Annotated in this window: 15 protein-coding genes; all 15 read left to right on the top strand. The window is 46.1% G+C overall.

The features are described 5' to 3' along the window. The first annotated feature begins 273 nt into the window (after positions 1–273). The 15 genes from H8876_RS03245 to H8876_RS03175 all read left to right on the top strand — a co-directional run bounded on the left by H8876_RS03245 (position 274) and on the right by H8876_RS03175 (position 9633). Positions 274–678: a RusA family crossover junction endodeoxyribonuclease gene (locus H8876_RS03245; RefSeq protein ID WP_249286504.1), complete on the top strand. Its 405-nt coding sequence runs from the start codon at positions 274–276 to the stop codon at positions 676–678. 24 nt (positions 679–702) lie between these two features. Next, on the top strand, positions 703–915 hold the full coding sequence (locus tag H8876_RS03240; protein WP_249286503.1) for a hypothetical protein: 213 nt from the start codon (positions 703–705) through the stop codon (positions 913–915). Beyond that, positions 912–1214 carry a DUF3846 domain-containing protein gene (locus tag H8876_RS03235; protein ID WP_249286502.1) on the top strand — a complete coding sequence of 101 codons (303 nt, stop codon included), beginning with the start codon at positions 912–914 and terminating at the stop codon, positions 1212–1214. Before H8876_RS03240 ends, H8876_RS03235 begins: the two co-directional genes overlap by 4 nt. After that, positions 1207–1437, top strand: coding sequence for a hypothetical protein (locus H8876_RS03230; RefSeq protein ID WP_249286501.1), 231 nt, complete (start codon positions 1207–1209; stop codon positions 1435–1437). Before H8876_RS03235 ends, H8876_RS03230 begins: the two co-directional genes overlap by 8 nt. Beyond that, positions 1434–1724 carry a hypothetical protein gene (locus H8876_RS03225; protein WP_249286500.1) on the top strand — a complete coding sequence of 97 codons (291 nt, stop codon included), beginning with the start codon at positions 1434–1436 and terminating at the stop codon, positions 1722–1724. The genes H8876_RS03230 and H8876_RS03225 overlap by 4 nt, the downstream gene beginning before the upstream one ends. Beyond that, on the top strand, positions 1724–1897 hold the full coding sequence (locus H8876_RS03220) for a hypothetical protein (protein ID WP_249286499.1): 174 nt from the start codon (positions 1724–1726) through the stop codon (positions 1895–1897). Before H8876_RS03225 ends, H8876_RS03220 begins: the two co-directional genes overlap by 1 nt. 4 nt (positions 1898–1901) lie before the next feature. After that, on the top strand, positions 1902–2426 hold the full coding sequence (locus tag H8876_RS03215; RefSeq protein WP_249286498.1) for a DUF6378 domain-containing protein: 525 nt from the start codon (positions 1902–1904) through the stop codon (positions 2424–2426). Beyond that, positions 2383–2667, top strand: a complete 285-nt coding sequence (locus tag H8876_RS03210; protein ID WP_249286497.1) for a hypothetical protein — start codon at positions 2383–2385, stop codon at positions 2665–2667. Before H8876_RS03215 ends, H8876_RS03210 begins: the two co-directional genes overlap by 44 nt. A 193-nt stretch (positions 2668–2860) precedes the next feature. Then, positions 2861–3259: a sigma factor-like helix-turn-helix DNA-binding protein gene (locus H8876_RS03205; RefSeq protein ID WP_249286496.1), complete on the top strand. Its 399-nt coding sequence runs from the start codon at positions 2861–2863 to the stop codon at positions 3257–3259. Between the two features lie 322 nt (positions 3260–3581). Beyond that, positions 3582–4478, top strand: coding sequence for a hypothetical protein (locus H8876_RS03200; protein WP_249286495.1), 897 nt, complete (start codon positions 3582–3584; stop codon positions 4476–4478). Between the two features lie 99 nt (positions 4479–4577). Beyond that, on the top strand, positions 4578–5294 hold the full coding sequence (terS, locus tag H8876_RS03195) for a phage terminase small subunit (protein ID WP_346727828.1): 717 nt from the start codon (positions 4578–4580) through the stop codon (positions 5292–5294). Then, positions 5284–6531, top strand: a complete 1248-nt coding sequence (locus tag H8876_RS03190; protein ID WP_249286494.1) for a PBSX family phage terminase large subunit — start codon at positions 5284–5286, stop codon at positions 6529–6531. The genes terS and H8876_RS03190 overlap by 11 nt, the downstream gene beginning before the upstream one ends. Before the next feature lies 1 nt (position 6532). After that, positions 6533–8017, top strand: a complete 1485-nt coding sequence (locus H8876_RS03185; protein ID WP_249286493.1) for a phage portal protein — start codon at positions 6533–6535, stop codon at positions 8015–8017. Then, positions 8004–9467, top strand: coding sequence for a minor capsid protein (locus tag H8876_RS03180; RefSeq protein ID WP_249286492.1), 1464 nt, complete (start codon positions 8004–8006; stop codon positions 9465–9467). The genes H8876_RS03185 and H8876_RS03180 overlap by 14 nt, the downstream gene beginning before the upstream one ends. Positions 9468–9480: 13 nt before the next feature. Then, positions 9481–9633: a hypothetical protein gene (locus tag H8876_RS03175; RefSeq protein WP_249286491.1), complete on the top strand. Its 153-nt coding sequence runs from the start codon at positions 9481–9483 to the stop codon at positions 9631–9633. The last annotated feature ends 255 nt before the right edge of the window (positions 9634–9888 follow it).

Below are 9888 nucleotides of genomic sequence, written 5' to 3'. Positions count from 1 at the left end.
AAATTAATTATATCATATTACAGGCTTTATGCGTTGAAATTTCAATGTTTTACAACATTTTTCCTCATAGAAAAAGCCTGACACCTTATTTCTAAGGTCGGGCTTTTGTCTACAGTCTGGGTACTCCCCTAAAGGGGAGTAATAAAGAATTTTCCCTGACGATCACAGGGGAAAAGTAAGGCGGGCTTAAATGCTGCCCGCCCTTACCTTCCTTTCCCTGCCCTGTGACAATAACATTTTTTGACAAAAGGATGCACTTTAGCGAGGTAAAGCATGAGATTTGAATTTTTTATGGCGATGCTGCCGCCAACGATTACGCAGCAGGAAAAATCCATCACGATTCGAAATGGAAAACCGGTCGTGTATGAACCTGCCGAATTGAAACAGGCAAGAGAAAAATTACGAGCGCATCTGGCAAAGCATGTTCCCAAAAAAAGATTTACTGGTCCCGTGTGGCTCGGGGTGAAGTGGTGTTTTCCGATTCGCGGCCGGCATAGAGACGGTGAGTATAAAGCGACAAAGCCGGATACGGATAACCTGGAGAAGATGCTGAAAGACGTGATGGAGGAGCTGGGGTTTTTCAAAAACGATGCTCAGGTGGCATCCGAGCATGTTGAAAAATTCTGGGCAAAGGTGCCGGGGATCTATATCGTGATGGAGTCCCTGGAGGATGATTGAAAGGTGAATCAAAGGAGAAAAGTAATGCTGTACGTAGGAGATTTAGTAAAAATCATAAAGATCGGCAATCCGAATTTCGGAGAGCTGGGAAGAGTAAAAGAACTGCGAAGCGCCGTGGATGACAAGTGGGCACTGGTGCAGACAAAAGACGATGAGGATTATTACCGGATCAGTGAACTGGTGATGGAACAGAGACATATCCCGGTAGAGGGAGTGATGGAAGGAGAAGCGTTATGATCGTACTGAAAAAAGAACCTGGGAAAGATCCGGTGCTTACGGATATTGATAACACACTGGAAGCTTTCCAAAAAAATGTTGGAGGATATATCGAGACAGTGACTCTCACCGAAGAACTTATGATTGTCTGTAACGAAGAGGGGCGCATACAAAGCCTGCCGTATAACTGCACGGTGATGAACGCAGACTTTTACGGAACGATCCTGATAGCTGGAATAGACGGCGACGAATTTACAGACGTCCCTACTACGACTGCAAAATTCTTTTCAAAGCTGGTGCAGGTAAAAGGCAATGAGTAGGATTATGATGGCCATTCTCTCAGCTGTGATCGCTGTGACGATGCTTTGGATCGGTATTGGTATCGGCGCTGCATCAGATGATGATGCACCGGCAGAGTATGCAGACGGTGATACTTACTGGGTAGAAATTTACGAGGATACTGGGGATGTAGTGATCCATACCCGGCAGGAGTTCGTGACGGATGTCGGAGATGACATCCTGGTGAAAGGAGAAACAGAATGAACAAAATATTTAGTGCCAGAGTTGCTGGAAGGTGGGATCCATATCACGGGAAATATAGGCCTTACGTTCTTCCAGAAGATGAGCTGAAGTGTTCGCTCCTGGAAGACAGAATGGACAAGGTCATTGCCTGTGCAGGATGCGGGAAGCCGGTAAAGTTCGGAGAAAGCTTTACGTCGCTGGAGATCCATACAGAATCAGGATTCGGATTTATGGTATGCCCTATGTGCATTGATCAGGAAATAGAGCGCGCCAGAGATGCAGAAGCCATGAGGCAGGAGGAAGAGTAATGCTTTATATGGCAGTAACAGCAGATAAATACGAGCTTCCCTGTTTTGTGGCTGATTCCGGGAGAGAACTCTCAAAGATCGTGGGAATTCATGAACCGTATTTCTGGGATCTTCTGCATAAAAGCAAGCCGTATAAAAAACTGGGAATGTTGTTTTTAAAAATAGAGGAGTGAGAAGATGTTTCGAAAACAGATTTTAGAAAATGCTATTCGAATAGTCTGCCAGGATCGAAGAGACAAGTACGGTCAGATTGAAGATAATTTTGGGCTGATTGCAGATCTTTGGAGTTCATATCTTGGAGCTTCTGTTACGGCAGTAGATGTGGCTATGATGATGGGCATGCTCAAGATGGCACGGATCAAAACCGGAAAGTATACGCAGGATAATTTTGTGGATCTGGCAGGGTATGCTGCCTGCGGAGCAGAATGTACGCCGGAGGCTTTGCAGGAAAAAGAACGGCGTGTTGCCGATGTGCCGGAGCCAATAGTTGAGCCTATGCGCAGCCCGAAGAAAAAGAAAAGCGGCCGAAAAAAAACAGTCGACACAGCAAAGATCAGGGCACTTCATAATGCTGGATGGAGTGCTGCAAAGATTGCAGATGAACTGGGGTGCTCTAATGCAGCAGTCTATGAAAATCTGAGACAAATGAGGGCGGAAAATGAAGAGAGTGAAGAAACCGAAAAAGAAGAATCAGAAACATAATGTCAGCGAAAAGCAGCTGCAGAGGATCAAGAACAAGGTGACCGATGATGTAACCAAGAAAGCACTGCTACTGTTTTTATCGGCTGCATCGGATGAGATCGGTCTGACTGATGAGCAGGCATGTGATATCTTCAGACGTGCAAATCGCTACGGAGAATATATGGATGATCACATTGTGCGGATCCAGCAACTACAGGAGACGATCGAAAAAGGCACAGGAATCAAATTTGAAGGATGGTGATACATATGGCAGGAGCCAAGAAGCGGAAAGAGCGGCTTTATTGCGATGAGCCGATGGCAAGATCAAAGGGCTATATTGGAGATTCCGATAATCCGAATCTTATTCCATGCAACAAGAATTGCGAGAGTTGCATATGCTGCATTGAGGTTGCTGAGGATGGTAGCCGAAAACATGTTGAAATGGGAATACAGTAATGACAAAGAAACGCCTGAAAAGAATGCGGTCTCTGATCAGTGAAGCACGGCATCTGCAGGAGATGCTTGATCGGCCGGCCAAGACAACTGAATACGTGGGAGATACTGCAAAGGACTATCGGACAGGCAAGCCCCACAGCATTACGATCACAGGTTATGGCCAGCAGGATTACCCGGAGCTGAAAGAGCGGTATTACCAGAAGCTTCGGCAGATCCAGCAGGAGATCGCTTTTCTGGAAGGCTTTCTTGACCAGGTCGAGGATCCGCAGACCCGGGATATTCTCAGGCTGTATTATGTAAATGGGTTGACGCAGGAGCAGATCGCGGATGAATTGGGGTATGCTAGGGAGACGATTTCAAGAAAAATTCGTGATTTTTGGCAAAATAGTCACAAATAGTCACTGAATGTCACATTTTTGTCGTGGTATAATGATATCGTGGAAAAAATCCACAAAGTCACTTTTGACATAGACTTTGCTGAATCTCCTTTTACTTGGAATAACAACGGCCAGAAAGCTCCCTTGATGGGAGGTTTTGGCTGTGTAAGGCTTCGTCGTTGTTGTAATATGGTGATGGGGGAAATGGAATTGTAAAAGAGGCTCTAAAACATTTTTTGATGACTCCTTATACATAAATGACGGCGGAAGGTACTCAGCGATGGGTATCTTTTGTTTTACAAAATACGACGAATGGTGTAGAATGGTGAGACGGAGGGAAATCATGTCTGAAATTCTACACAACTTTTTAGTCGTATATGCAGGAGAAATTTTGACCGGTATTGTTGTTGCCGTTGTTTCTGTTGCGGCGAGCCATATTTTTTATAGGTTTAAGTTGCGTAAAGAGCAAAAAGTGAGGTTTCAGGACGTGATTGGTGAAAAGATAGCGAATGCACTGCTTGCAGTATGGGATATTGAAAGGAAGGCGCATACTCAAGAAATCTACGATATTGAAAAAAGATTGGACGAAGAGCAAGTAAGCTTTCTCAACCCCGAAGGCGTGTATCTGGCAATCATGTCCGATTCTAATGCTTTTTTAGAATTCGTGTTTGAGATAAATGATGCAAGAGGGGATTATGAAAAGTATTTAAGTGATGAAGTTGCTGCACATCTGTGGTACGGTTCTAGTAGATTTATGGAAATGGCTAATTTTATAGCACGTGAGGGCATGGTCAATCATTATCCGGAGATGGGTACTATTTTTCTATTTGACATTTTAGATTGGCGTGACAGCTTGGAAAAAGCCATTGTGCGAGATATAAACAGGCATTCCACCAAAGTCGTGGCACACAGGGGCAAAAAGTGGGAAAAGGCAAAGGAAAAGCTCCAGGAGAAACTACATAAAAAGAATGTGCTGAATGAATTGATAAATAATCCTAACGGAGAAGAAGCCCGAATGTTATATTTATTCATAGATGGTTTGAGGGAATCAGACAAAAACGCAGAGGAGGAAATTATGAAGTGTTTGCGATGTGAAAAAGAAATGGAAAAAGTTACGCTTTCCCAAGGAATTGTTTTGTATGAAGGAAAGACAGGAGACAAACAGCAGGAGCCGTGCTCACCAAAGTCTGCGTATATTTGCAAGAATTGCGGTTATGTTGAACTTAGTTTAAAAGAGTAGGCTGTCAAAAGACATTTGAGCAAAGAATTAAAAGACGCAAGAACCCCAAGCCGGGTTCTTTTTTCGTATGTGCAAAACCGACGAATGAGAGGTGGTGATGTGGATTTAAAGAACTACGAACTGGCCGAGCAGGATTATATGGCCGGGATGAAATATAAGGAAATCGCCGAGAAATATGGCGTGACACTCAATACGGTGAAGTCCTGGAAGACGCGGCACAAGTGGTCTAAGGACGGTAAAAAAGGTGCGCACACAAAACCAGAAAAAAGTACGCACACAAAAAGAGGTGCTCAGCCGGGCAACAAGAACAGCTCAGGAGGACCACCCGGAAACAAAAAAGCAGAAAAATACGGTTTCTTCTCGAAGTATCTTCCGGAAGAAACCGTTTCAATTATAAAGGAAATGCCAAAGGATCCGCTGGACATCCTCTGGGATCAGATACAGATTGCCTATGCAGCCATCATCAGGGCGCAGAAAATTATGTATGTGAAAGACCGGGAAGATAAGACCGTTGAAAAGGTGGAAGAAAAGGACGGCAACGTGATTGGTGAACGTTGGGAGGTTCAGCAGGCGTGGGATAAGCAGAGTAATTTCCTGCAGGCTCAGGCAAGGGCGCAGAAGACGCTGGAGAGTATGATCAACAAGTACGACGATCTGCTGCATAAGAACTGGGAGCTGGCGACAGAAGAGCAGCGTGCCCGGATCGAGCGGATCAAGGCAGATACAGAAAGAATCAAGGGCGGTGAGCAGGCATCCACGGAGGATAAGGTCGCCAAGCTCTTTGATGCGATAGGGGCTGAGCTCGATGCTGAGTAAGATTTACACACCGAAGCAGATAGAGATCCTCAAAGCCTGTCGAAATTCTGACTGGTTCATGCTTATAAACCACGGCGCCAAGCGTTCCGGAAAGACGCAGCTTGATAACGATCTGTTCCTGGCAGAGCTTCGGAAGGTTCGCCAGACGGCAGATCAGCTGGGGATCGATACGCCGCAGTATATCCTTGCAGGGTATTCGCTGGGAAATATTCAGGATAATATCTTGACGGAGCTGTCCAATAAGTACGGTTTCGAGTTCAAGTTTGATAAATACAATAACTTCAACCTGTTCGGCGTGAAGGTGATCCAGACCTCACATGGATCCATATCGGGTCTTGGCCGGATCAGAGGTATGACAGCTTTCGGAGCATACATCAATGAGGCGTCCCTTGCCAATCAGGAAGTCTTCGATGAAATCAAGGCAAGATGCAGCGGTAAGGGTGCAAGGATCATCGCAGATACCAACCCGGATCATCCGGAGCACTGGCTGCTGAAAGACTATATCAAGTCGGGAGCATCCGGGATCTTGAGCAATCACTTTTCCCTGGATGACAATACCTTCCTGGATGAAAGGTATGTCCGGGAGATCAAAGCAACGACCCCGAAGGGAATGTTTTATGATCGGGGCGTTAAAGGCCTGTGGGTTTCCGGAGACGGGGTTGTTTATCCGCAGTTTGATCGGCAGAAGCACTCCATCACCGCTGATCAGGCACGGCAGATCAACTTCGATCGGATCATCGCCGGTGTTGACTGGGGATGGGAGCACTACGGAGCAATCGTTGCAATCGGCGTAAAAGGGAGAAGCTACTGCGTGATCGAGGAGGATGCAACAAAGCATAGATACATAAATGGATGGATAGAAGCTGCAAAGGGGATGATTACCAGATACGGCAATATCCCTTTTTATTGTGACCCGGCAAGACCAGAGCACATTGCAGCTTTTCAAAAGGCTGGCATCCAGGCTTATTTCGGAAACAACAGAGTGCTTTCCGGGATCGAGGCTGTGGCCACGCTGATGCAGAATGATCTGTTTATGATCGTGTACGATGAGTGCCCGAGATTTCGGGAAGAAATATTCAAGTACATCTGGAAGAAGAACTCGGCCGAGCCGCTAAAGGAAATGGATGACGTGCTGTGTGCGATCCGGTACGGGATCTACTCAGATATGACTGTCAGCACCAATCCAGAGCCGGACAAGCAGATGGATCAAGCGAAGAAACTGAAAGGAATGATTTAGTATGGATAAAGTAAATGAATTTGAACATGGCGAAGATCGCCGCCCATATAACGTGTCTAAGAGCTTTCAGCAGCTCTACGGACCAGAAGCAAACTTTTCGTACCGGGCTCACACGGCAGATGAGATCCTGTCAGATGCGAAGAAGCTGCAGGAGATGATCCAGGATCACTATGAAAAACAGTGCCCGCGGCTTGCCGCTTTGGATGATTACATGAAGGCGAGAAACACCGGGATCTATAACGATGAGAACCGGCGGGTCGAAGAAGGAAAGGCAGATCACCGTGCAGCCCATAATTTTGCAAAGATCATCAATGTGTTTGATGTAGGTTATAACACCGGGATCCCCATCAAGAAATCCAGCGATAATGAGAAAATCAACGAGATGGTCACCGAGTATGACAAACTCAATGACGTAGAATCTCTGGATTCGGAACTTTGGCGGGACTTCAAAAAGTACGGCAGGGCATATGAGCTGCAGTATAGAAACAGAGCCGACGAAGATCGGTCGGTGATCAGTAACGCCTTCGAGACGTTTGTTTGCTATGGTCTGGATGTAGAGCGAACCCCGCTCTTTGCAGTGCGATACCCAAGATACCGGATCGGCATCCGGGAGAAAGTGATGGTCAGTGTTTACACGGACAAGGAAATCATCACATATCGGCCGACCACTATGGCAGCGCTGAAACTGGTAGAGGAGAAAAGAGAGCGGCATTACTGGGGAGAAGTCCCGATCACGGAGTACTCCCCGGATCGATACCGGCAGAGCGGATTCGAGGATGTGATTCCTCTGATTGATCTTTACGATGCTGCACAATCCGATACCTCGAACTACATGACGGATCTGAATGAGGCTACGCTGGTCGTTTCCGGTGATCTGGATCTGTCAAAGTACACGGTAAAAGAAGTTGTCGAAATGAAGAAGGCAAACCTGCTGCTGCTTGCCAACGGTGTCAATCCTGACGGCAGCAAGTCGCAGACTGACGCCAAGTACATCTACAAGCAGTATGACGTCAGCGGAACGGAAGCCTACAAGGAGCGGCTGCAAGGCGATATTCACAAGATCTCCTTTGTGCCAGACCTGACCGATGAGTCCTTTTCCGGGAATCAGTCCGGAGAAGCCATGAAATATAAGCTGTTCGGATTCCAGCAGACTGCAAAGGACAGTCAGAGGGGATTCAAGAAGGGTCTTGTGAGACGGTACCGGCTGCTGCTGAATATCAAAAAATTTGTCAACGAAGCCAGTAACGACGATTTGGGGAATTTCACGGTAACCTTTACCCCGAATCTACCAAAGGCAGTGCTGGAGGAACTGAAAGCTCTGGTGGATGCTGGAGCCGAGTTCAGCCAGGAAACGCTCCTGGAGCTGGCGTCGTTTGTTGAGAATATCAAGACTGAGCAGGAACGGCTGCAGGAGGAAGCAGAGGAACAGAAAAAGGATCCTGTGATGAGGGACATGTTCGGCGGTGACGGCGATGGCAACGAATAGTGAATACTGGAAAAAGCGGGAACGGGAAAATTTGCGAAAGAACCTCAAGTCTGAAGCGGAGTATGCGAAAGAGATCCAACAGACGTATAATTTTGCTATGGATCAGATCCAGAAGGAAATAGATTCGTTCTATGCAAAATACGCCAAGGACGAGGGTATAACTATTGCCCAGGCTAAGAAGCGGGCATCCAAGCTTGATATGGAGGAATACTCCCGGAAGGCGAAAAAGTACGTCAAGGAGAAGAACTTCTCCAAGCAGGCCAATGAAGAAATGAAGCTGTACAATCTCACTATGAAGGTCAACCGATTAGAGCTTTTAAAGGCGAGCATCGGACTTGAACTTGTCAGTGCTTTTGATGAGCTGCAGCAGTTTTATGAACAGATCCTGACGGATCGGACGCTGGATGAGTTTGAACGGCAGGCCGGAATCCTGGGATCGTCTGTTCCTGACAATGCGGCAGTGATGGCGGCGACTATTGTCAATGCATCGTTTCATAATGCAAAGTATTCCGAGCGGATCTGGATGCATCAGGATCTTCTTAGGAATGAGCTGGGAAAGCTGCTGACGAGGGGAATGGTTCAAGGGAAAAACCCACGTGCATTGGCCAGAGAACTCCGCAAGACGTTTGATGTGTCCATTTACAATTCCGAGAGGCTGATGCGGACGGAGCTTGCCAGGGTGCAGACGGAAGCCCAGCTGCAGTCCTACAAGGAAAACGGCTTCGAAGAATATGAATATATGGCATGCCATAACAGGGATGTATGTGCGAACTGTAAAGCGCTGGATGGCAAGATCTTCAAGATCGATGACGGGATGCCAGGAGAAAATGCACCGCCGATGCATCCTTCTTGTCATTGTGCAACTACGGCGCATATGGATCTGAATGCTTACGAGAAGTGGTTGGATGGTTATAGTGAGCACGGGATGAGCTTTAAGGAATGGCAGGAAAATAAAAATGACGCAAGGACAAAAAAGCGTGGTATAATAAATAAAGCGAAAGTGAACACAGTATTTACATATTCGAGTCTTCCGGCCAATAGCGATATACGAGCGGAGAGCATCTTCGACGAGTTAGACAAGACTAGGATTGGAAAAAGGGCAATCCAGTATATGGACGAGAAAGGATTGCACTTCGAGTTGAGTTATCGCCCGGAGCCAAGCGGGGATCGTGCCTATAGTCAAGGCGACTTTATGAAGTTGCATGTTTTAAATAATGCAAATGAACGTTATGCGGCTGCAGCAGTTGTTCATGAATTGACCCATCACTATTACGATACCGGCGGGTGTCAGAGAGCGGAAGTATTATGTTATATGAATGAGCTTAAACAGATGAGAAATATTGATTCGCTGACCATTTCAGATATGCGATATGTTATAGGTGTTGTAAAAGAGGCATATGGTGAGTTTGAGTGGAGAAAAGGAGGCTATTTCAATGGGAAGCCGTATTGATAGAGATATATCCATGGAATTAAGAGAAGGTACAAAGGTAACATGTCTGAAATGTGGCAAGGGGATTTATAAACCGGCAGGGGCAGATTACAAGACCGCACATTCGTTTTTGTGTGATAAATGCAATGACGAAGTTAGGTTTACGCCAAATGTGACAGTAGAATAAATAAAGAATTTACAGGTATAAAAAATGAGACGTTGCCTCCCACCAGAAAGGGCGGAGGAGCGTCTCATTTTTTAAGGAGCCCTGCAATAGCAGAACCTCTTAAATATTTTATACTATGTTTCGGAAGAGAAGTCCAGAAAAGTTGCAGCAATGCGTGTTATTTTTATATTTGTTTTTCAGAAAGGAAAAGGAGATTATAGCATAACAGCGAACGTACTCGGGCTGTCTCTTATACACATCTGACGCTGCCGACGA

The sequence above is a fragment of the Lentihominibacter faecis genome (genome assembly GCF_014306095.1).
GTDB lineage: Bacteria > Bacillota > Clostridia > Peptostreptococcales > Anaerovoracaceae > Lentihominibacter > Lentihominibacter faecis.
This window is presented reverse-complemented; position numbering and strand designations above follow the sequence as displayed.